This is a genomic window from Paenibacillus arenilitoris, from assembly GCF_014705655.1.
Taxonomy (GTDB): Bacteria; Bacillota; Bacilli; order Paenibacillales; family Paenibacillaceae; genus Pristimantibacillus; species Pristimantibacillus arenilitoris.
Genome location: NZ_JACXIY010000025.1, coordinates 19,660 through 40,531, shown reverse-complemented (window position 1 = coordinate 40,531; position 20,872 = coordinate 19,660). Strand labels below are relative to the sequence as shown.

Below are 20,872 nucleotides of genomic sequence, written 5' to 3'. Positions count from 1 at the left end.
GATGGAACGAAAAATTTACGTAGGGTCCAACTACAATCCGGAGCATTGGCCGAAGGACCGATGGCCGATCGACGTGCAGTATATGAAGGAAGCGGGCGTGAACGTGCTGCGGCTAACCGACCTGGCGTGGTCGAGGCTTGAGCCGGAGGACGGCAAATTCGATTTCGGCTGGCTGGACGAGTTTATGGCCATGGCGGGCGAAGCGGGAATCGGCCTTATTCTTACGACGCCGATCGAAGCGTCTCCGGTATGGCTGCGGCACAAGCATCCCGAGGTCGTTCGAACCGACAAGTTCGGCCGCATTCACGGCGAACGGGGCAATCATTGCCATAACCGCACCGCCCTTCACTTCTACGTGGAGCGGCTCGTCGACCGGATGGCTTCGCGCTACGCGCGGCACCCGGCGGTTATCGGCTGGCAGATCGACAACGAGCTTCGGGCGGTGCACTGCTATTGCGAGGAATGCTTGATCGGCTTCCAGGCGTGGCTGCGCAGCCGCTACGGCACGCTGGAGCGGCTGAACGACGAGTGGGGTACCGTGTTCTGGAGCCAGGAGTACCGGAGCTGGGACGAGGTGAAGCTGCCTTCAGCCGATCAGCTGACGATTTCGGTGAGCCAAGTCGTCGATTACTACCGTTTCGCGTCGGACTCGACGGTCAATCACGTCGCACGACAAGCGGATATCATCAAAGGATATGCGCCGCATCATTTCGTTACCCACAATTCGCTCGGCTATTGGTATTTGTTCCTCGATCTGAACAGGCTGGCCGAGAAGCTCGACTTCATGGGGTGGGACTCGTATCCCGACGTGGACTCCGACAATCATCACATTTGCATCGGTCACGACCTGCACCGGAGCGTCAAGCCTTCGAACGATAAGTTCTGGGTGCTGGAGCAGAAGAACGGCTACTTCAACTACAGCAATTACAACTTGGCCATCGAGCCCGGTCTGGTCCGGCTGTGGGCCTACCAGGACATCGCCCGCGGCGCGAACGGCGTCCTGTTCTATAATTGGCGCTCGAACCGGTTCAGCTGGGAGCAGAACCCGAACGGCATATTCCGGCATGACGGCACGCCGAGAAGGGCGTATTACGAAATGAAGCAAATGATCGCCGAGCTTGGCGGCTTCGGCGGCGAGCTGGTCGACGCCTCGGTGGAGGCGCCTGTCGCGATTATTCACAGCTACGATCAAATATGGGGCTACGAGGCGCACAAGCAGTATACGAACTTCGATTACCGCAGGCATATTATGGACTATCATAAGGTGCTTGCCCGAAACGGCGTCACGGCCGACCTGGTCGAGCCGCAGGCGGACTTGTCCCGATACAAGCTCGTCATCGCGCCGTCCATGGCCATGGTCAATGAAGATATTCAACGAAATCTGGAGGCCTATGTCAAAAACGGCGGCTGCCTCGTCATCGGCGCGAGAAGCGGCATGAAAACATGGGCGAACACGACGATCGTGACGCCGTGGCCGGGTCTGCTGACCGAGCTTGCCGGCGTGGCCATCGACGAATTCGAGGTGCTTCCGGACCATTATTCGAACGGGATTGCGTATAAAGGCAAGGAATACCGGGTCAAAGTATGGCTGGACATGCTGGAGACGAAGACGGCGGAGACGGTCGCCACTTATACGGAGAAGTTTTACGCGGGCCGGACGGCCATCTCCAAAAACCGGTTCGGCGAAGGCACCGTCTACTACGTCGGCGTAATGGGCAGCACCGAGCTGATCGAACATTTGCTGAACGACATTGCCGGCGAACGCGGAATCAGGATGGCTCCGATTCCGGACGAGATCTACGTCACGCACCGCGTGAACAAGGAGCACCGGTTCACGTTCTTCATTAATGTCAACCGGAAGCCGGTAACGGTCAAGCTCGACTATCCGGGCCTCGATGTCATCAAAGGCGAGGAAGTAACCGGCGAAGCCGAGATCGGCGGATTGGACGTGCTGATCATCAAATCCGCCGTTTCGGCGCAACAGGAGGATAACGAAGCATGAAGATCGCAAGCATCGAGACCTTTATTTTACGGGCTCCGAGAGAGCAGGCCTACTGGGCGACGACCGGTCACCTGCGCGAGGAAGCGCAGGATGAATTTTTCCGCGATTATTCGATCGCTTATCCGTTGCGAATGAGAACCCAGCCGCACTATACGCAGGATCTGACGACCTTACTTGTCAAAATCACGACGGATGAAGGCCTCGTCGGCTGGGGCGAATCGAAGGCGGTCGTGGCGCCGGGCGCGCCCAAGGCGATCATCGAGGACGTCGTGAAGCCGAACCTGATCGGCCTCAATCCGCTCGACATCGCGCCGATCAAGGAGAAGCTGCTCGGCCTGATGCGGATCCGCGGCCATATCCAAGGCTACTACCAGGACGCGATCAGCGGCGTCGAAATCGCGCTCTGGGACATCAAGGGCAAGTACGCGGGCCTGCCGATCTCCTCGCTGCTCGGCGGGGCGTTCCGGGATCAGATCCGCATCTACGCCTCCGGCCTGCCCGGCTTGCCGGCCGTGTGGAACGACGCCGATATCGCCCGCCTGGTGGGGCTGGCGCGGAAGGTCGTCGATTCCGGGTTCAAGGCGGTCAAAATCGCGATCGGCGCCGGCATCGAACCGGACTTGAGGAGCGTGGACATCGTACGGGAGACCGTCGGGGATTCGTACGCGATTCTCGTGGACGCCGGCGGCATATACGATTTCCAAACGGCGCTCAGGCTGGCGGGCGAGCTGGAGCGGCGCGGCGTCTTCTGGTTCGAGGCGCCGCTTCCGATGGAGGATCTTGCGGGCTATATCGAGCTGTCGCAGCGCGTCACCATTCCGGTGGCGAACGATATTCTATGGACGGGCGGCCTGATCAAGGACGTCTTCCAGCGGGGCGGCCGGGTCATTTTCCTGCCGGAGGTGTTGAAGGCCGGCGGCATTCTCGAATGCAAGCAAATCGCCGACATGGCCGACCGGTTCGGCCTCCCGTTCGCTTCGCACGTCAGCCAAGGCAGCTATATTCAATTCGCGGCTACCGCCCACGTATGCGCCGCGGTTCCCAACTTCCTGATCAGCGAATTTTGGTGGCAGGACAATCCGCTCGGCAATCAGATTTTGAAAAATCCGCTTATCGTCAAGGACGGGTACATGGAGGTTCCGTCCGGACCGGGGCTCGGCGTCGAAGTGGACGAAGAGGCGATCCGCCCTTTCATCGCGGGCTGACGCAACCTATAGTAGGAGGCTGCTGCCCTATGAGGGGACATGTTGAAACCGTATACGGCAAGATCGAAGAGCAATTATCGCGGCTGGGCGATTATATCGTCGTTACGACGGACCCGGCGTGGCGCCTGTGCGAGCCGCGCTTTCGGAGCAAGCCTCCGCGGGAGGTCGTCGAGATCGATTCGCTCGACGAGGATTATCTGAACGGCGTCTACGCCCGGCGTCTCGAGAAGGAAGCGTCCGGGAAGCCGATTATCGTCGGCGTTGGCGGCGGCACCGTGCTCGACGCGGCCAAATATTTTGCCTACCGGCAAGGCACCGTTCCCGTCCTGATCCCGTCGATTACGTCGACCAACGCGCCGTTTACCGATTTCATCTCGATCCGCCGGGGCGGCGGGCCGTTCGGCTTCAAGGTCGACGGCTATCCGAAAAAAATCGTCGTGGACGCCGCGCTCATCCAGATGGCCGATCCCCGGTTCAACCGGGCGGGATACGGCGACCTGCTCTACATGCAAACGACGCTGAACGACTGGGTCATCAGCTCCCGTTCCGGCATCGGCGAACCGCTCCTACCGGAGATCGCCGGGCAAATTACCGGCATCGTGAACGCGGCTATCGCCGGCGCGAGCGATATCGGGGCGATTACGGAAGCCGGGATCCGCGCGCTAATGGAGAACACGCGGATCTCCTCCGAGCTCTATATGGCGAATTTACGCTTGCCGATCGGCTCGGGCTCCGAGCATTTGTTTTCGTGGAATTTGGAGCTCGTGACCAAGAAGCATCTGATTCACGGCGAGACGGTGGCGCTAGGCATCGTCATCGCTTCCTTCCTGCAGGCGAGGCACATGGCGGACAGCCGCCATATCGAGCTGCGAAGGGCATTGGACGAAGCGCGGGTCATGTACGAGCCCGATCGAATCGGCGTCGCTTGGGAGGAGATCGAGCGGACGCTGCGGACGGTCGAGGCGTATAACCGCGACGTTCGCAGATTCCATACCGTATTCGGAAAGACGGAGTGGACCGATGATCTGCTCCAGGGCGTTAGAACCTATATATACGGGGAAGGATAGCCGCCAAGCGCTGCCTTCCCTTATCTCGAAACGATCCTCCGGCCGCCTCCGGGGGATCGTTTGCTAGGTGCGGGTATTGCTTTTGAAGCTTACATACGTCATTATGAAGAGATGAATGACGATTACGATTCTCCGTTTGGAGGTAACGCATATGAACACGGCCAAAACGCTCGACGCCAAGTCTCCGATCCCTCTCTATTACCAGCTGAAGGAAATTTTGCTGGCGAAGATCGAAGAGGGGGAGTGGAAGAACGGAACGCTCATTCCGACGGAAAACGAGCTGATTCAGCACTATCAGGTAAGCCGGACGACGGTCCGGGAGGCCGTCAACTCGCTTGTCGCCGAAGGCAAGCTGGAGAAGAAGCAGGGCAGGGGGACGATGGTGCGCAAGCCGAAGATCGAGCCGGTGCTCGGAAGGCTGATGGGCTTCACCGAGCGGATTTCGATGCTCGGGTTCGAGCCGGGCGCCAGGCTGATCGAGGCGCGCGTCGTGCAATCGTCCGAGACGATCAAGGAAAAGCTGCAGGGCGAGGCGGACGTATATTTCGTCAAACGGGTCCGGCTCGCGGACGACGAGCCGATCTCGATCGAAGAGACGTATTGGCCGCTTAAGATCGGCAAGCTCTATGAAGGCGAGGATTTGAACGAAATCGCCTTCTATCCCGTCCTGGAGAAGCTCGGCTACAAGCTGAGCCACGCCGAAGAAGTCATCTCATCCGTCGTCGCGAGCAAGGAACAGGCGCAGCAGCTGAACATCAAATCCGGCATGCCGCTGCTACGCATCCATCGGACCACGTATACCGCCGCGGGCGAGGCGATTCAATACTGCTGCAATTATTACCGCTCGGACCGGTATTCGTACAAGGTCCATCTCGAGCGATAGCCGTTATCGAATGCTCTGCAACAAAACGTTCATAAAATTTTGCTTGCCCTTGACGCAACGTCAAGGGTTATATTTTTTTCAAGGACGGCATCAATGTTTTGGGGGGATGAGGATGGTCGGGGAACAAGGAGGACTGTATTCGATCGGCGCGTTCGCGAAGCTGACCGGGGTGACCGAGCGAACGCTGCGCTTCTATGACCGGAAGGGGCTGCTTGCGCCGTCCAGCCGGAACGAACACGGGCACCGCTATTACACGGAGAAGGATTTGATGCGGCTGCAGCAAATTTTGACGCTCAAATATTTGGATTTCTCGCTGGAGGACATAAACGCTTACCTGCAGCGGCCGGAGGAGGAACTGCAGCATACGCTGGCCATGCAGTTTGAGCTGCTGGAGCAGAAGAAGCGGCAGCTGGAGCAGGTGCTCGTAACGATCGGGCGCATGCGGCGCATTCTGGAAGGCGCGGGCAAGGTCGATAACGATCTGCTGCTCCTGCTGATCCATAACCTGCAGCACGAGGAGCGCCAGAAGCGCTGGCTGTCCGGGCAGATGCCGCCATCGATGGTGGAGGCGATCTTCATGGAGAAGCTGCCCGAGGAGCAAAGGCTGGAGCTGGAGCGGCGCATGACCGTCCTGCTCGCGCGGCTGAAGGAGCACTACAGGGAGGGCAGGCATCTGAATGACGAAGAGGTGCTGGCGTGCGGATGGGAGCTCTCTGCGCTGCTCGAGCAGCTGATCGGCCCGGTCATGAGCGGACTGAGCGAGCAGGAGCTTGCGCAGATGGAGGCGCTCGGCGATCCGGCAACCGGCGTCGATCCCGTATTGTTTCCGAATCTGTTCGCGAAGGAAGAAGAAGCTTTCTTGCAGCAGCTTTTTGAGCACTTAGGCACTTATCGGACAATGATGGAGGGGAAGAGTCATGAACAATAACGCCGAAGCGGGGAAGCCGGCCGCTGCCATTAACGTATCGCAGTTTTTTTCGTTGATCGCGAGGCATCGCCCATCGAACGTTCTGATCGCCGCTGCGGTCGCGCTCGGGCTCGGGGAGACGCTGCTGTCGCTTCTCATTCCGCTGCTGACGAAAAATTTGGTCGACGAGCTGTCCGCCGCCAGCTTGCAGACGATGACCGTAATCGGGCTTGGCGCCGTATTTCTGGTGCAGACGGCGATGTCCGGCTTCTCGGTGTACGCGATGTCTTACGTCGGCCAGCATATCATTGCGGGCATCCGCCGCGAAGTATGGGAGCGCGTGCTGCGGCTGCCGGTCCCGTTCTTCGACCGCAACCATTCCGGCGAGACGATGAGCCGCGTGACGAACGACACGAACGTCGTGAAGGACTTTATTATCGGACATGTCATTTCGTTCGTCGGGGGCATCGTCTCCATTATTGGCGGCGTCGCGCTGCTGCTGTTCATCGATTGGAAAATGACGCTGCTCATGCTGGTCGCCGTGCCTGCCGCGCTTCTGATCTTATGGCCGCTCGGCACGCGGATGTTCAAGGTATCCAAGGCGATGCAGGACGAAACCGCTTTGTTCCAAGGCGATCTGGGACGCGTGCTGTCCGACATCCGCCTCGTGAAGGCGTCGCTGGCCGAACCGCTCGAGCGGAAGCAGGGGAATCTTCGCATTACCCGGCTGTTCGCGTTCGGTCTGCAAGAGGCCCGCATCGTATCGGTCGTGACGCCGCTCATGATGAGCGTGATGCTCCTGATCCTCGTCCTGCTCATCGGCTACGGCGGCGTCAGGGTGGCGCAGGGCTCGCTAAGCGGCGGCGCGCTAGTCGCGATTATTTTGTACATGTTCCAGATCGTCATGCCGTTCACCCAAATGGCCTCCTTCTTCACGCAATTCCAGAAAGCGATGGGAGCGACGGACCGGATCCGGGAGCTGCTGGACGAAGCGGAGGAACAGCCGGAACCGGAGAAGGCGGCCATGGACGGCGCGGGGAGTACGTGGGGCCTCGCCAAATCGGCGCTCGCGTTCGAGCAGGTCGGCTTCGGCTATTCGGAAGACAGGCCGCTGCTGCAGGGTATCTCGTTCCGCGCCGAGCCGGGACAGGTGACGGCGTTCGTCGGTCCGAGCGGCACCGGCAAGACGACGCTGTTCTCGCTCATCGAGCGCTTCTATCATCCGGTCTCCGGCACGATCCGGTACGGGGAACAGCCGATCGGAGAGCTGCGGCTCGAGGATTGGCGGAGCAAAATCGCCTACGTATCGCAGGACAGCCCGATGATGGCCGGCACGATCCGCCATAACTTGACGTACGGGCTCGAAGGTGCGGACGAAGCCCGCATGAAGGAGGCGGCCGCCCGGGCCAACCTGGCCGGCTTTATCGAATCGCTGCCGCTCGGTTACGAGACGGAGGTGGGCGAACGTGGCGTGAAGCTGTCGGGAGGGCAGCGGCAGCGGCTGGCGATCGCGAGGGCGATTCTGCGCGATCCGGCGATTTTGCTGCTGGACGAGGCGACCGCGCATCTTGACAGCGATTCGGAGCAGCTCGTCCAGGAAGCGCTGCAGCAGCTCATGAAGGCGAGAACGACGCTTGTGATCGCGCATCGGCTGTCTACCATTCGCGGCGCGGACAAAATCATCGTGCTGGAAAAAGGGGAAATAACCGGGCAGGGCAAGCACGCCCAGCTGATGGAGAGCCACGAGCTGTACGGCAAGCTGGTGCAGCAGCAATTTTTCGCCGAGCCTTCGCCTTAACCGTATAGGATTCGGGGGATCCGGGAAAATAAAAGGATGTTTCAGTTAACCATAATTAGGGTAATCCCTTGATAGAAAGGAGTGAGCGCTATGACGAAAGGCAAGAAGGTCGCCTTCCTGCTCGCGGACGGCTTCGAGGATTCCGAGATGGCGAACCCGTATGACGAAATGGTGAAAAACGGCCACGAGGCCGTCATCATCAGCCTGAAGGCGAACGACAAATTGAAGGGCAAGCAAGAAACGATCGCCTATACGTCCCATCTGGGCATCAAGGAAGCGAACGCGCGGGATTACGCGGCGGTCATCGTCCCCGGCGGCTCATCGCCCTCCAAGCTGATGAACGACGCCGACGTGCAGCGATTTGTCCGCGAAGCCGACCAAGCCGGCATTACGATTGCGGCGATTTGCCACGGTCCGCAAGTATTGGCGGCAGCCGGGGTGTTGAACGGACGGACCGTGACCGGTTACTCCTCCATATCCGGCGAGGTCGAAGCGGCGGGAGGCCGTTTCGTCGACGAGGAGGTAGCGGTCGACCGCAACCTGGTCACTTCGCGCTCGCCGAAGGACGAGCCGGCGTTCATTCGGGAGACGCTCGACCGGCTTGGCGTAAACGCCTGGTAAGGGGAAGGGCGCTCCGCCAGCGGTTCAAGCCGCTGACGGGGCGCCCTTTTGTTTGTTGCCTATGGCGTTGCTCGGAAGAAGCGGGGCAAATACGCCCTGTTCCTCTCCAGCATTTCGTCCAGCATCCGCTCCGCCGCGTTCGCGGAATCGACGAGCGGATGCGCGGCCAGCGCGAGCAAGGCGGTATCCCGGCTGCCGGTGACCGCCGCCTCGATCGCGAGCTGCTCGTAAGCTTTGACGGCGTGGATGAGTCCTATGGCGGAAGCCGGCACCAAGTGGACCGGCTGCGGAATCGGGCCGTCCTTCGTCACGACGCAATTGACCTCAATGCAGGCGTCGTCCGGCAGGAAGCCGAGCACGCCTTGGTTGCGCACGTTCAGCGTCTGAACGTCCCTCGCGTCGTTGTAGAGCGAATTCATCAGCCTCACCGCGGCCTCCGAATAGTAAGCGCCGCCGCGCTGCTCGAGCTGCTTCGGCTTCTCGGACAAATTCGGATCCTCGTAGATGGCCAGCAGCTCGTCCTCGAGCCGCTTGACGGTTTCGGCGCGGGTTTCCCCGCTTGCGGCGGCCGCCCGCTGCTCGGCCAGCATCTCGCGCCTTAGATAGAAGTACTTTAAATAATAGGAAGGAATCGCCCCGAGCGAGCGCAGCAGGCTCGGGTTCCATGCGCGCTGCGGCACGTTGCCGGCCGAATAGCCGCCGCCGTCGCCAAGCAGCTCCTCCAGCTTCGATTCCCCGTCGACCGTTATGGCGCTGATCCAATGCAGATGGTTGAGACCCGCGAATTCGCAGCGGATGCGCCCGGTTGGCACCCCGTACAAGGACGAGAGCCATTTGTATGCCGCGATCGGGGAATTGCACAGGCCGATCGATTTGATGCGGGAATGCTTGTGGATCGCTTCCGTCACCATGCCGGCCGGATTGGTGAAATTGAGCAGCCAAGCGTCCGGGCAAAGCTCCTCCATGTCCTTGCAAATGTCAAGGAGCACCGGAATCGTGCGCAGCGCCTTCATCATGCCGCCGGGGCCGGTCGTCTCCTGGCCGATCATGCCGTGCTTGAGCGGGATGGTCTCGTCCCAGCCCCGAGCCTCGAGCAGCCCGACCCTGAGCTGCGTCGACACGAAGGCCGCTCCCTTGAGGGCGGAGCGACGATCGAGCGTCATCGTTACGTCGATGGGGAGGCCCGACTTTTCCACCATCCGCTGCGCGAGCCGGCCTACGACCTCCAGCTTGTGCCGCCCTTCGGGAACGTCGACGAGCACGATTTCGTCCACGGGCAAAGCGTTATGGTTCAGAATAAATCCTTCGATCAGCTCGGGCGTATAGGACGAGCCTCCGCCGATGACGGCAATTTTCAATCGAGCGTCCATTGCTTCCGATCCTCCTTGACGGCTAACTCCGCATTTAAGTGCCGGTATACGCTTTCTTCGACATGCCGGCCCGTTCTTTCCATGGCCAAAAGGATGGCTCCTGCCGCGGGCTCCATCGCGAGCGTCTTCAGTTCGCATTTCGGCGCGGCTTGCCTCGCCTGCTCTTCGATGTACGGCACGACGAAGCGGCTGTCGCTTCTCGTGAGGACGCTGCCGATCAGAACCAAGTCGAACGCGTCGTTCTCCATGCCGAGCCTCCGAATGACAGCGCTTGCAGCTAACCCCAGCTCCATGCCCTGCCGCCGCAAAATCCGCCTTGCCGCTTCGTCATGCTCCGCCGCTTCGAATAGCAGCTTGGCAAGCGCAAGGGGAGGCCGGCCTCCGACGTCCAGATAATGATGAAACATTTGTTCGACCGAACCATAACCGAGCAATTCAAGCGTCGATTCCGAAAGCCGCGTAGGCTGCTCCCGGCCTTCCCAAGCCCGGATTACCGTCCGGAACACTTCGACTGCCAGATCGCCTCCGCCGCCGAAATCGCCGTATGCGTAGCCGAAGCCGCCGCATTGCACGCTTTCGCCCCGCCGGTTGATCCCGTAGCTGTTCGTTCCGCTGCCGCAAATGACGACGACACCGTCCGGCTGCTTCGTTCCGGCTCGAAGGCCGATCACGGTATCGCACACGATATCGCAGCCGGCAAAGCCCATGCTCGCGATCATCGGCCGCAAAATCCGAAAATCCGCCTCGCGGTCCGCGCCCGCCAGCCCGAACACGGCATAGGCGATATCCTCGTGCTTCACGTTCGCCGTTGCCATCGCTTGAAGCGCGGCGGTCCGGATATTGGCCTCGGCCGCCCCGGCATCGATTTGATGATTGCCAAGGCCGCTTGCGCCGCACCCGATCACCCGTCCGTCCCCGTCGCAAACGACGGCCAGCGTCTTGCTGCCACCGCCGTCGATTCCCAAATAATAATTCAAAATATGATCTCTCCTATAGGAATAGTGGATTTATTGGTCGAGCCAGACGTTCCGGCTGTGCCTGTGATTTTCGAGAATTTTCTAAAGGATCGGCCCTCCTGTTTACGAACAATCGAGTTAGATGCATGTCACCGTTTCTTCCTTCTCCATTGTAACGAGGCGAGTACCGCTTTTCTTCATCAAATTTCTCAAACACTGATACTATCTTACGGGTTGATTAGCTACTCTTGTTTCTTGCGGTTTTAGGAGGGGCGCCGATGTGCTTCTTGAACAAGCGGTTGAAATTGGACAGGCTGCGGAAGCCGCATTCATGGGCGATATCCGTGATTTTCATCGTGTTGCTCTCCAGCATGGCGACGGCGCTTTCCAGGCGGATATGGATCAAATAAAGCATAGGCGGCATGCCGACGGCAAGCCGGAACAAATCGCTGAAGCGGGAAGGGCTGAGATAGACGAGCGAGGCGAGCTCGCTTAGCGTCCAGGCGTGCGCGTAATTTTGTTCCATGGCATGGATGACGACGCGGATTTTCTCCAATTGCCGGGCGTTCACCGCCAATGCCGTGCGGCCGGGGATCTCGGTGCGGAAATGCCGGTTGACGGTGGCCAGGAAGCGAAGCATGAGGGCGAAGACGACGGATTCGTAGGAGCTTTCCTGCCGGAGGTGTTCATCCTGAAGCTCCAGAAGAAGGGAGCGGAGAAGCCCGATCCGCGGATTGTCCCGATCCAGCAAGTTCGTATAGGATACCCCCATTTCCTTGAAAGGCGATAGGATGGCGGGATCGGTGCGAAGGCTGTTCAAAAACCAGCCGGCGTCGAACGAAACGACCAGCATGACCAAATCCTTCGTCTCGTAGGCGCAGTGAAGGTCGTTGGAATTAATGAGCAGAATGTCGCCTTGCTGAAACTCGAACGTCCGGCCGTTGATGATGTAGTAGCCCGTTCCGGCTTTGATCAGGTTGATTTCGAGGACGTCGTGCCAATGAAGCTTCTGGTAGTAGGAGGTGACCCCGATCGTGTCGTCGACCTGGATCGGATATTTTTTGGCTAGAACGAGCTTTTCTTTCGGAATTGCCGAATTGTTCGCGCTTGTCATCTGTATCGCTCCTTAACCTGAATTGAAAAGTAAACAACGCGTTACTGACGGGAATAACGGATAGTCAGAGCGGATTTCGGAAATTTGTGTAATAGAACTTAACATGATTAACGAATTTCAACAAGGATATTTTTCTATTATGCTGCCTCTAAAGAAAGGCAACCCGACATTCCCTCTCCCCCCGCGGCCTCGTCTCCCCGCCAGACGTCGCAGCCGCCCCCCGCCTTAAGCCCAGTTTCCAAAACCGACCGGGGACCGTTACGCAGGCCGCCGCCTCTCTTTACAATAAGGACATAGCTTAAGAGACAAGAAAGGAATGATTGAACAATGAAAAAACTGTTTCGTTCGACGACGGACAGCAAGTTAACGGGGCTATGCGGCGGGATCGGGGAGTGGCTGGGAATCGATTCGACGATCGTGCGGTTGTTGGTCGTCATCGCCTCGTTCTTCAGCTTCGGAGCCGTGGCCCTCATCTACTTCATCGCCACGCTGATCGTCCCTAAGGCGAACCCCGATTTCCGATTCGTCGATCACTACTAATTCGTATCGCTTATCACACATATAAAAGGAGAGCTGACCAAAATGGGTATTTTGCAACGCGTTGTTAGCATGACGAAGGCCGCGGCCAATGAGATGCTGGATAAGATCGAGAATCCGGTGATGATGCTGAATCATTATTTGCGGGATTTGGACGAGGAAATCGCGAAGGCAGAGCACGCGCTGCCGCAGCAGCAAGCACAAGCTCGCATGCTTGAGGCAAAGCTTGACGAATTGAAGGAACAAGCCGCTTATTACGAAGGCAAAGCCGCGCAAGCGGCGTCGGAGCTGCGGGAAGCGGACGCCAGACTTGCTCTGGAGGCGAAGCTGCTGTACGAAGAGCAGGTAGAGGAGAAGACTCGCCTGCTGCAAATCGCAAGCGAGGCAGCAGCCGAGCTTGCGCAGCGCATCGAAACGCTGAAGGAGGAGAAGACCCGCCTGCAAAGCAAACGCACGGAGCTTGTCGCCCGCGTAAGGCAAAGCGGCGGCCCGGCCGGGAATCATTCGGCGCACGCGCTGAATGGCAGTGAAGCTTCGAAGGGCTTCGAGCGGATCGAGCAAAAGGTGATGGAATGGGAAGCGCAGCGCGAGCTGTCGAAGAGCGCGTACGCCCCGCATGACTTCGGATCCGATCAGCAGACGGAGCGCCGCAACGCGCGCGTCGACGAAGAATTGAAACGGCTTTTGAACAAGCAATCGGTTAATTAATCCCCTAGGAAGCAAGCAGGCCGCCTTGATGACGAGGCGGCCTTTTTGCCGCGAATTTTTAAATTTAGCCAAGCTTATGCCAGTCCGCATAATTGGTCAAGTCCCCTCATAGACATGTTATCAGCCAGTAAAAAACTATTGTTCAGAGGGGATGATCACATGCGTCGCATGACATGGACCGCGGCAATTTTATTATGCTTTTCACTCGTGTTGGCCGCCTGCGGAACGAAGGACGCCGAGTCCGTGGTGAAGGATCTCGACAAGGTTGTCAACAGCATGGAAAGCTATCAGGGAAGCGGGACGATGACGCTGAATACGAGCCAGCAGCCGCTCGAATACAAAGTGGAGGTTTCGTATCAAAAGCCGCATTATTACCGGATCAAGCTGACGAATGAGGAGAAGGACATTACGCAAATCGTGCTTCGCAACGACGACGGCGTTTTCGTGCTCACGCCGAAGCTGAACAAAGTGTTCCGCTTCCAAAGCGATTGGCCGCAAAACCAAGGCCAGGTCTACTTGTACCAAACGTTGATCCAGAGCATTCTGGTCGACAATTCGCGGCAATTCGTCGTGAACGACGACGCGTATGTTTTCGACGTAATGGCAAACTATAACAACGGCTCGCTCGCGCGCCAAAAAATATGGCTGGACAAAACAGACTACAAGCCGGTGCAGGTGGAAGTAAGCGACACGAACGCCGCCGTCATGGTGCAGGTGCAGTTCGACAGCTTCGAGTTTGGACCGAAGTTCGACAAAGCCGTATTCGAGACGGAAGCGAATATGAAGGCGGAGCCTTCCAGCCAGTCGACCGACGAGCCGACCATGACGCTGCCCGAGCAGGAGGAAGGCGACGCGGCGGCCGGCAACGCGGGAGACGATTCGGCTGCGCCGGAAGACGATGCGGCAGCGCCGGAAGGCAATGAGGACGCCGGCGGCAACGAGCAGGCGGACGACAGCGCCGTCGACGGCGACGATCAAGCAAGCGAAGGCAACGATGCGGCGGAGACGGAGGATGACGCATCGGCCGAGGCGGAAGCGGATTCCGACTTTGCGGCCATGAAGCCGAGCTACATGCCGGAAGGCGTATCCGAGCAGGATATGGTCGATATCGTATTCGGCGGCAACCCCGGCCTCATGATCCGTTATACGGGCGAGTACAGCTACACGCTCGTTCAGACGGAGCCGAAGGACGTGGCCGCATCGCTTACGCCGGGCATGATGGTCGATCTTGGCTTTACGTGGGGCGAGCTCATCTCGGGCGAAGAGCAGCAGACGCTCATCTGGACGTACGAAGGACATCAATTCCGTCTGGCGAGCGCGGATCTGCCCGAGACCGAGATGTACAAAATCGCCCAGTCGGTACAGGGCGAAATCGGCAAATAAAGCGGGCTAACAGGCGAATTACCAAGACGTACTAGCCAAATCCGGGGCATCCTTCATTGACAGTCGTTGCGGCAGCGTTTAACATTGTTTCTATTGATGTTTGCTGCTCGGAACCTTAGCGGAAGTGGCTGTCAGACGAGGAGAAGGTGAACGGCTTGGATTCGTTTTATCGCCCGACCAGGGCTGAAATATCATTGGATGCGCTGCGGCGCAATTTACAAGCGTTCCGCGGCGCGATGCCGGGTAGATGCAGGCTGATGGCTTCGGTCAAGGCGAATGCGTACGGGCATGGCGCCGTGGAGGTTGCCCGCGAGGCGGAGCGCTTCGGCGTGGATTACTTGGGCGTTGCATTTTTGGATGAGGCGTTGCAATTGCGGCGGGCAGGCATCCGTACCCCGATTCTCGTGCTAGGATTCGTGGCTGCGGATGCTTTGTCTGTCGCCAGGGATAACGACGTGACGATCAGCCTGTTCCGAGACGATATTTTGGCCGCCGCGGCCAGGCTGCCCGAAGCGTCCGGGAGGAAGCTCAAGGCGCATATTAAGATCGATACCGGCATGGGAAGGCTCGGCGTAATCGGGACGGACGCGGCGGCGGCTTTCATCGAGAAGGCTTTCCGCGTGCCCCAGCTTGAGATCGAAGGACTGTTCACGCACTACGCCCGCGCGGACGAGGCCGACAAAAGCTACACGAAGCTGCAGTACGACCGGTTTCGGGAAACGATCGACTGCGTGGAGCGGCAAGGCTTCAAGGTCCCGATCGTTCATGCCGCCAACAGCGCTGCCGGCATCGATACGCCGGAATGGGCAGAGGGCATGCTAAGGCTCGGCATCAGCATGTACGGCCTGTATCCGTCGGCGGAGGTCAATGCGCAGCGGATCGAGCTTGAGCCGGTTATGACGCTTAAAACCGAGGTCGTCATGACGAAGCGAGCGCCGAAGGGCTGGGGAATCAGCTACGGCACCCGCTACTTTACGGCGGACGAGGAGCGGATCGGAACGCTTCCGATCGGCTATGCGGACGGCTACAGCCGCATGCTTACGGGCAAGGCGTACGGGCTCGTGCGCGGCGTGAAGATGCCGATACGCGGTACGATCTGCATGGATCAGTGCATGATCGCGCTCGATGTCGACGGGACGGAAGGAAAGCCGGTCGAGGCCGGGGAAGAGGTCGTGCTGATCGGGCGCCAAGGCGGCGCGGTCATTACGGCCGATGAGCTGGCCGATCAGCTCGGCACGATCAATTACGAGGTGACGTGCATGGTTGCCGCGCGCGTTCCGCGCGTCTACGTGAAGGACGGCGCGATTGCCGCTGTCAGCAATCCGCTTGCCTGAGCCGACATCGGCTGGAAATTGTTTCAAATCGCAATTTTTGCGTAAGAGAAGAGGATTTTCGGCAAAAAGCACGAAATAGGTATGGCGGAAGTTCTGTAGAGGCTATACATGAAAACATACAGCATAAATGATATACGACGATCATAGATATGTTGATGTATAGCGGCGGCAATTAAATGTCATAATGTGTATTAGGGGAATGGAAAAGTTTTGGGGGTGCGAGTTCGGTGGCCAATGTACAAAATACCAAGAGGATCATGATTAGCCTGCCCGATCATTTGCTGGAGGAGGTTGACGGGATTGTTGCCAAGGAAAACTCCAACCGCAGCGAATTTATCCGGCAAGCCATGAAGCTGTATTTGGTGGAACGCAAAAAACGTCAAATCCGGGAATCCATGCAGCGCGGGTATATGGAAATGGCGAAAATCAACCTGAACATGGCCTCGGAAGCTTTTCAAGCGGAGGAAGAAGCAGACCATACGTTAGGCCGTCTCGTAAGCGGGGTGTAGAGCTTGATCGTAAAACGCGGAGATGTGTTTTTTGCGGATTTATCGCCGGTTGTCGGATCGGAGCAGGGCGGCGTTCGCCCCGTGCTGGTCATTCAGAACGATATCGGAAACCGCTTTAGTCCGACGGTGATCGTGGCGGCCATTACGGCCCAGATCCAGAAGGCGAAGCTGCCCACCCATGTAGAAATGGACGCTGCCGCGCACGGCTTCGACAGGGATTCCGTCGTGCTTCTGGAACAGATACGTACGATCGACAAGCAACGCCTTACCGACAAAATTACGCACTTGGACGACGAAACGATGCGCAAGGTGGACGACGCCTTATTGATCAGCGTAGGCTTAATCGATTTTTAAAAAAAAGCTGTTTGGCAAATGGAAGGAGCATCCCTTTATTGTGCTAAATGGCTTTTTTTGTCGATTTTAACGGAAAGTTGATGCCATTTGTAAAAAAAGGGATAGACAAACGAAATGTCTATTTGCTATTATGAACTCAATTAAGGATTTGAACTAATATACGAGAGCATTATTATTGCGAAGAACGCACAGGCGAGGCCTTAGATGGCCTTAGGTGCGTTCTTTTTTTATGCTCGGAAGGGAGTGGCAATGAACAGGAGAAGAAATGTTATCATCAGCTTGACCGCCGCGGTGCTGTCCGGCTGCCTCGTCTACGGCATGTACAAGCTGCAGCGAATCCAGATCGAGCAGCAGGAGACGGTCGAGGTGCTGGTGCCGAAGCGGTTCATCGGCGCGGGAGAGCGGCTCGCCGAGAGCGATTTGACCTACAAAAGGATGCCCCAAGCGGCCTTCGTTCCCGAAATGCTCGTCGATTCGGAGCAGGCCGCGGGAAAGGAGACGATTATCCCTCTTGGGCGCGGCGAACCGATTTTGAATTGGAAGGTGGACCGGTATTATTTGCAGCCGAAGCGTAGCGAATCGACCTTTCAAATTCCGAAGGAGTACATCCGCTCCATTTCCAACGGCATCCGGGCGGGAGACAAGGTGCTGCTGTACGCGTCGGGCGATGCGTCCCCGTCGACGAGGCTCTTCGACGAGGCGGTGCTCGTCTCGTCGGTGAAGACGTCGGGCAATTTGGAAATCGACGACGTCGAGAATCCGAACTTGCTATCGCTCGCCGAAGGCGACAAAGAGCAAATGTATGCGTCCAGGCGCGACGCGAACGGCATGATCGAATATTTGAATTTGAATTTGACGGAGGCGCAATGGCTGCGCATCGACGGCTTGTGCAAAAGCGGGGAGACGAAGCTTGTCGTCGCTTACAGTCCGGAATCGCTTGACCTGCCTGCGCCGGAGGAGGCGAATGCGCCGTGAACGGAGCCGCATCGCCGCTTGTCGCCTTCATCGGCACGACACCGAACATCGGAACGACGGCGGCCGCGTTCGCGGCGGCCTTCCGCATGGCGGAGATGAGCGGCAGGCCGGTCGGGTACTTATGCCTTAATTTGAAGAGCGCCAAGATCCACCGGTACATCGGGGTCGACGAGCCGGCCGTGACGCTGGACAAGCTCCGCCCGGATTTGCGCTCCGGGACGCTGACTGCGGAAATGCTTCGAAGAGCGGCGCATCCCGTGGAAGGAATGCCGAATTTGCAGGTGCTGTTCGGCAATCTTATGCGAGACCAGGCCGAATATTTCACGCCCGAGGAAGCGGATTATCTGCTCTCGGCCGCCGAGCAGGCGTTCGCGCTCGTCGTGCTGGACGTTGGCGCTTACTGGGACAACGCGGCGACGATTTGCTCGGTCCGCCGGGCAAGCTCGCGCGTCCTCGTCACGACCCCGTCCTTGTCCCACTTCCAAGAGGACGGACGCCGCTGGATCGGGCAAGTATCGCCTTTATTCGGGGTAACGCCCGAGCAATACGATTTGATCACGATCAATGGTCCTTGGAGGAACGGAGGGTATCAAATGAAGCATATTTGCAAAGAACTCGGTGCGTCGCAGCTCGGACAATTCCAATTAAGCGAGCCGATCTTCAGTCAATTGGACAACGGAGCCTACGCGGGCTGGCTGCGTGCGGACGCGGCGGGCAAGAACGCCATGCAGGAGCCTGCCAAAGCGCTCATGCAGCGCCACGGCTTGCGGGGGCGGCCGGCGCTTGCGGTTCAGCCGTGGTATCGCAAGCTGCTGGTCCATCGCAACGGGACAAGCTCATGATTGCGCGGGAGAGCAGGTTCTCGCCGGCCGGCTTCGCGGCGCGGATGCAGGCGGAGCGGCTGCGGCGGGAGGAAGAGGCGGCGGCGCACGATGTGCCGGCGGAAGCGGGCGGCGGCGAATTCGCTAGGCTGGCCGACGATATGCGAGCTTACTTGAGCGCGCCGCACGGGCTCGGCGAGGAAGAGCGCAGGCGCTACGGCGAAACGTTGAACCGCGCCGTACTCGGCTACGCGCAGGAAAGGGAGCAGGTGCTCGCGGTTATTACGGACCGACTGATCCGCCTTCGCATTCATGAAGCCGCAGGGCTGCAGCATCCTTATCAATCGCTGGCGGAAGCGTTGTTTGCCGAAGTGATCGGACTTAACGTGCTGGAATTGGTGCTTGCCGACAAGGAAGGCCTGGAGGAAATCCAAGTGGTTGGCGAGCGGATCTTCATCGTTCGGGACGGCAAGACGATGCCGTCCGCATACCGGTTCGACAGCGTGCGCGAGGTGGAGCGAATCCAGCAAAATCTGGTGCTCTACAATAATGACCGCATTAACCCGCGGAAGCGCTGGGCGGAGGTTATGCTGCGCGACGGCTCGCGCGTCACAATGACCGGGTTCGGCTTCACGGCCTGCCCGACGCTCACGATCCGATTCTATACGGTAAAGAGCTTCAGCCTGGACGCCTTATGTTCCCCGACCTACCGGACGATGAACGCGCGCCTGAAGGAAATGTTGATGGCGGCGCTTGACGCAAGGTTCAATATCGTTATCATCGGGGCGACCAATTCGGGCAAGACGAATCTGATGAAGGCGCTTATCGCAGAGCTTCCTGACGAAGAGCGGATCATTACGATCGAAGGAAGATTCGAGATGATGCTTGGACGCGATTTTCCGGCCAAAAACGTCGTGGAGTACGAGTCGGAGGAGGACGATCCGATCCATCGATCGGATCAGGCGTTCAAGCTGGCCTTAAGGCAATCGCCCCAGCGCATCATCCATGCCGAGATTCGCGACAGCGACGCCAATATTTACGTGCGCGCCTGCACGAGAGGACATTCGGGCAGCATGACGACGGTGCATGCAGGCAGGCTCGAGGACGTGCCCGAAGCGATCACCGACATGTGCATGCTCGACGGAAGAGGCATGAACGCGGAAAGGCTGGCCAAACGAATTACGGAGTACGTCGCCGAGCTCGGTATCGAAATGCGTTATTTGAACGGGCGAAGAGTCGTCAGCCGGCTCGGAGAGCTGTATTGGGAGAACGGGCAGGCCCGCGTGAAGGATTGGGCGGTCTATAACGCCGCGCTGGACGATTGGGTTTATCCGTCCCGGCCGTCGGCCAGGGCGTCCGCCAAGTTGGCCGGCACGGGTGCGCTGCATGAGTAAGCTATCGACCGCGGCCGCCGCCGTCTTGCTGTTTTGTTTATTATTTATTGCGGCTTACCATTTGTTCCTCGTTTGGGCTCGGGACCGTCAACTTCGAAGCAAGCTAACGTACCGGGCGAAGTCCGGCTGGCGCTACCGGCTTGCGGAACGGATTAAGCGGTATGAGCGGCCGTACCGCCACTTGTCGGAATTAATGGAGGCGCTCCGGCTTCGATTGACGCCTGGCTCCTTCGCGTGGCTCTCCGGCTTGCTTATGCTTGCCGGGATCGCGGCGGGCGGCTTTTTCTTTCAAAGCGCGAAAGGCACGCTGTTGTTCGGCGGGCTTTTGGGAGCGATGCCGTACACGGTGCTGCGAGCGATGCTCGTTCATCGGCGCATGCAGACGCAGATCGATTTTTTGCCGGCGGTTGAGCTGTTCTATCAATGCTACGTCGTTACGGGCGAGCGGCAGGTTCGCGTCGCGCTGCAGCGCGCGGTGGAGGAGAGACGGCTGCTTGGGCCGATGCAATCGGTATTCGAGCAGTTGTACCGCAACTTGTCTGTACGCGGGGACGATGAAGCGAGCCTGCGGCTGCTGTCCGCGTCGCTTGGCCATCTGTGGGCCGATTATTTCGCGAATATTCTTCGAGTGGCGCTCTCGGAGGGCGTGTCGATTACCGACAGTCTGAAGGAGCTGCTGACGGACATGCGCAGAGCCAGAAGAGCGAACGAGCAGGAGAGGAACCGGCTGCTGGAAATTCGGGTAGCCAATTTTTCGCCGCTGCTGTTCCTTGCTTTGTTCATCGGCATCAACCTCCGGTACAACAGAGACAATTCTTACTACTATTACATCATGGATCCGCAGGGCAGGGACATGCTGCTCAACGCGGCGGTGCTTATATTCGCCTCCTTCCTGATGGGGCTGTGGCTGTCGCGCAAAAAAATGTGAAGGAGG

The 20,872-nt window shown here is 58.6% G+C and carries 20 protein-coding genes; 17 read left to right on the top strand and 3 right to left on the bottom strand.

Translation table 11 applies throughout. The features are described 5' to 3' along the window. Position 1: 1 nt before the first annotated feature. The 7 genes from IDH41_RS20335 (at position 2) to IDH41_RS20305 (ending at position 8,483) form a co-directional block, all read left to right on the top strand. On the top strand, positions 2–2,002 hold the full coding sequence (locus IDH41_RS20335) for a beta-galactosidase (protein ID WP_190864278.1): 2,001 nt from the start codon (positions 2–4) through the stop codon (positions 2,000–2,002). Beyond that, on the top strand, positions 1,999–3,207 hold the full coding sequence (locus IDH41_RS20330; RefSeq protein WP_190864276.1) for a mandelate racemase/muconate lactonizing enzyme family protein: 1,209 nt from the start codon (positions 1,999–2,001) through the stop codon (positions 3,205–3,207). The genes IDH41_RS20335 and IDH41_RS20330 overlap by 4 nt, the downstream gene beginning before the upstream one ends. Positions 3,208–3,236: 29 nt before the next feature. Then, the gene (locus IDH41_RS20325; RefSeq protein WP_190864274.1) at positions 3,237–4,274 is read left to right on the top strand and encodes an iron-containing alcohol dehydrogenase; all 1,038 of its coding nucleotides are present in this window, start codon (positions 3,237–3,239) and stop codon (positions 4,272–4,274) included. A 151-nt stretch (positions 4,275–4,425) separates the two neighbouring features. Then, positions 4,426–5,157, top strand: a complete 732-nt coding sequence (locus IDH41_RS20320; protein ID WP_190864272.1) for a GntR family transcriptional regulator — start codon at positions 4,426–4,428, stop codon at positions 5,155–5,157. 112 nt (positions 5,158–5,269) lie between these two features. Next, positions 5,270–6,085, top strand: a complete 816-nt coding sequence (locus IDH41_RS20315) for a MerR family transcriptional regulator (RefSeq protein ID WP_190864270.1) — start codon at positions 5,270–5,272, stop codon at positions 6,083–6,085. Beyond that, positions 6,075–7,862 carry an ABC transporter ATP-binding protein gene (locus IDH41_RS20310; protein WP_190864268.1) on the top strand — a complete coding sequence of 596 codons (1,788 nt, stop codon included), beginning with the start codon at positions 6,075–6,077 and terminating at the stop codon, positions 7,860–7,862. Before IDH41_RS20315 ends, IDH41_RS20310 begins: the two co-directional genes overlap by 11 nt. A gap of 90 nt (positions 7,863–7,952) precedes the next feature. Further along, a complete protein-coding gene (locus IDH41_RS20305; RefSeq protein ID WP_190864266.1) occupies positions 7,953–8,483 on the top strand; it encodes a type 1 glutamine amidotransferase domain-containing protein in 531 nt (176 codons plus the stop codon). Positions 8,484–8,542: 59 nt separating this feature from the next. Here IDH41_RS20305 and IDH41_RS20300 read toward each other — a convergent pair whose 3' ends face one another. The 3 genes from IDH41_RS20300 to IDH41_RS20290 form a co-directional block, all read right to left on the bottom strand. Continuing rightward, complete coding sequence (locus IDH41_RS20300) at positions 8,543–9,853, bottom strand: 6-phospho-beta-glucosidase (RefSeq protein WP_190864264.1); 1,311 nt, start codon at positions 9,851–9,853, stop codon at positions 8,543–8,545. Continuing rightward, positions 9,838–10,830 carry an N-acetylglucosamine kinase gene (locus tag IDH41_RS20295; RefSeq protein WP_190864262.1) on the bottom strand — a complete coding sequence of 331 codons (993 nt, stop codon included), beginning with the start codon at positions 10,828–10,830 and terminating at the stop codon, positions 9,838–9,840. Before IDH41_RS20295 ends, IDH41_RS20300 begins: the two co-directional genes overlap by 16 nt. 217 nt (positions 10,831–11,047) lie before the next feature. Next, positions 11,048–11,923, bottom strand: a complete 876-nt coding sequence (locus IDH41_RS20290; RefSeq protein WP_190864260.1) for an AraC family transcriptional regulator — start codon at positions 11,921–11,923, stop codon at positions 11,048–11,050. A 327-nt stretch (positions 11,924–12,250) separates the two neighbouring features. Here IDH41_RS20290 and IDH41_RS20285 point away from each other — a divergent pair, with 327 nt between their 5' ends. The 10 genes from IDH41_RS20285 to IDH41_RS20240 all read left to right on the top strand — a co-directional run bounded on the left by IDH41_RS20285 (position 12,251) and on the right by IDH41_RS20240 (position 20,866). Continuing rightward, positions 12,251–12,463, top strand: a complete 213-nt coding sequence (locus IDH41_RS20285) for a PspC domain-containing protein (RefSeq protein ID WP_190864258.1) — start codon at positions 12,251–12,253, stop codon at positions 12,461–12,463. Positions 12,464–12,505: 42 nt separating this feature from the next. Further along, positions 12,506–13,168 (top strand): PspA/IM30 family protein, encoded by a 663-nt coding sequence (locus IDH41_RS20280; RefSeq protein ID WP_190864257.1) that lies wholly within the window; start codon positions 12,506–12,508, stop codon positions 13,166–13,168. 159 nt (positions 13,169–13,327) lie between these two features. After that, positions 13,328–14,551, top strand: coding sequence for a LolA family protein (locus tag IDH41_RS20275; protein ID WP_190864255.1), 1,224 nt, complete (start codon positions 13,328–13,330; stop codon positions 14,549–14,551). A gap of 146 nt (positions 14,552–14,697) precedes the next feature. Further along, on the top strand, positions 14,698–15,885 hold the full coding sequence (gene alr, locus IDH41_RS20270; protein WP_317890784.1) for an alanine racemase: 1,188 nt from the start codon (positions 14,698–14,700) through the stop codon (positions 15,883–15,885). Positions 15,886–16,112: 227 nt separating this feature from the next. Next, a complete protein-coding gene (locus tag IDH41_RS20265) occupies positions 16,113–16,394 on the top strand; it encodes a CopG family ribbon-helix-helix protein (RefSeq protein WP_028609437.1) in 282 nt (93 codons plus the stop codon). A 3-nt stretch (positions 16,395–16,397) separates the two neighbouring features. Beyond that, positions 16,398–16,748: a type II toxin-antitoxin system PemK/MazF family toxin gene (locus IDH41_RS20260; protein WP_028609438.1), complete on the top strand. Its 351-nt coding sequence runs from the start codon at positions 16,398–16,400 to the stop codon at positions 16,746–16,748. A 249-nt stretch (positions 16,749–16,997) separates the two neighbouring features. After that, a complete protein-coding gene (locus IDH41_RS20255; protein WP_190864251.1) occupies positions 16,998–17,723 on the top strand; it encodes an SAF domain-containing protein in 726 nt (241 codons plus the stop codon). Further along, complete coding sequence (locus IDH41_RS20250) at positions 17,720–18,565, top strand: P-loop NTPase family protein (RefSeq protein WP_190864249.1); 846 nt, start codon at positions 17,720–17,722, stop codon at positions 18,563–18,565. The genes IDH41_RS20255 and IDH41_RS20250 overlap by 4 nt, the downstream gene beginning before the upstream one ends. Then, positions 18,562–19,938 (top strand): ATPase, T2SS/T4P/T4SS family, encoded by a 1,377-nt coding sequence (locus IDH41_RS20245; protein ID WP_190864248.1) that lies wholly within the window; start codon positions 18,562–18,564, stop codon positions 19,936–19,938. The genes IDH41_RS20250 and IDH41_RS20245 overlap by 4 nt, the downstream gene beginning before the upstream one ends. After that, positions 19,931–20,866: a hypothetical protein gene (locus IDH41_RS20240; RefSeq protein WP_190864246.1), complete on the top strand. Its 936-nt coding sequence runs from the start codon at positions 19,931–19,933 to the stop codon at positions 20,864–20,866. The genes IDH41_RS20245 and IDH41_RS20240 overlap by 8 nt, the downstream gene beginning before the upstream one ends. Positions 20,867–20,872 lie beyond the last annotated feature (6 nt).

Coding starts and splice junctions, on each gene's coding strand:
- IDH41_RS20280 (WP_190864257.1), top strand. CDS start 12,506: ATGGGTATTTTGCAACGCGTTGTTAGCATGACGAAGGCCGCGGCCAAT.
- IDH41_RS20255 (WP_190864251.1), top strand. CDS start 16,998: ATGAACAGGAGAAGAAATGTTATCATCAGCTTGACCGCCGCGGTGCTG.
- IDH41_RS20240 (WP_190864246.1), top strand. CDS start 19,931: ATGAGTAAGCTATCGACCGCGGCCGCCGCCGTCTTGCTGTTTTGTTTA.
- IDH41_RS20275 (WP_190864255.1), top strand. CDS start 13,328: ATGCGTCGCATGACATGGACCGCGGCAATTTTATTATGCTTTTCACTC.
- IDH41_RS20320 (WP_190864272.1), top strand. CDS start 4,426: ATGAACACGGCCAAAACGCTCGACGCCAAGTCTCCGATCCCTCTCTAT.
- IDH41_RS20335 (WP_190864278.1), top strand. CDS start 2: ATGGAACGAAAAATTTACGTAGGGTCCAACTACAATCCGGAGCATTGG.
- IDH41_RS20330 (WP_190864276.1), top strand. CDS start 1,999: ATGAAGATCGCAAGCATCGAGACCTTTATTTTACGGGCTCCGAGAGAG.
- IDH41_RS20315 (WP_190864270.1), top strand. CDS start 5,270: ATGGTCGGGGAACAAGGAGGACTGTATTCGATCGGCGCGTTCGCGAAG.
- IDH41_RS20285 (WP_190864258.1), top strand. CDS start 12,251: ATGAAAAAACTGTTTCGTTCGACGACGGACAGCAAGTTAACGGGGCTA.
- IDH41_RS20245 (WP_190864248.1), top strand. CDS start 18,562: ATGATTGCGCGGGAGAGCAGGTTCTCGCCGGCCGGCTTCGCGGCGCGG.
- IDH41_RS20305 (WP_190864266.1), top strand. CDS start 7,953: ATGACGAAAGGCAAGAAGGTCGCCTTCCTGCTCGCGGACGGCTTCGAG.
- IDH41_RS20300 (WP_190864264.1), bottom strand. CDS start 9,853: ATGGACGCTCGATTGAAAATTGCCGTCATCGGCGGAGGCTCGTCCTAT.
- IDH41_RS20290 (WP_190864260.1), bottom strand. CDS start 11,923: ATGACAAGCGCGAACAATTCGGCAATTCCGAAAGAAAAGCTCGTTCTA.
- IDH41_RS20310 (WP_190864268.1), top strand. CDS start 6,075: ATGAACAATAACGCCGAAGCGGGGAAGCCGGCCGCTGCCATTAACGTA.
- IDH41_RS20325 (WP_190864274.1), top strand. CDS start 3,237: ATGAGGGGACATGTTGAAACCGTATACGGCAAGATCGAAGAGCAATTA.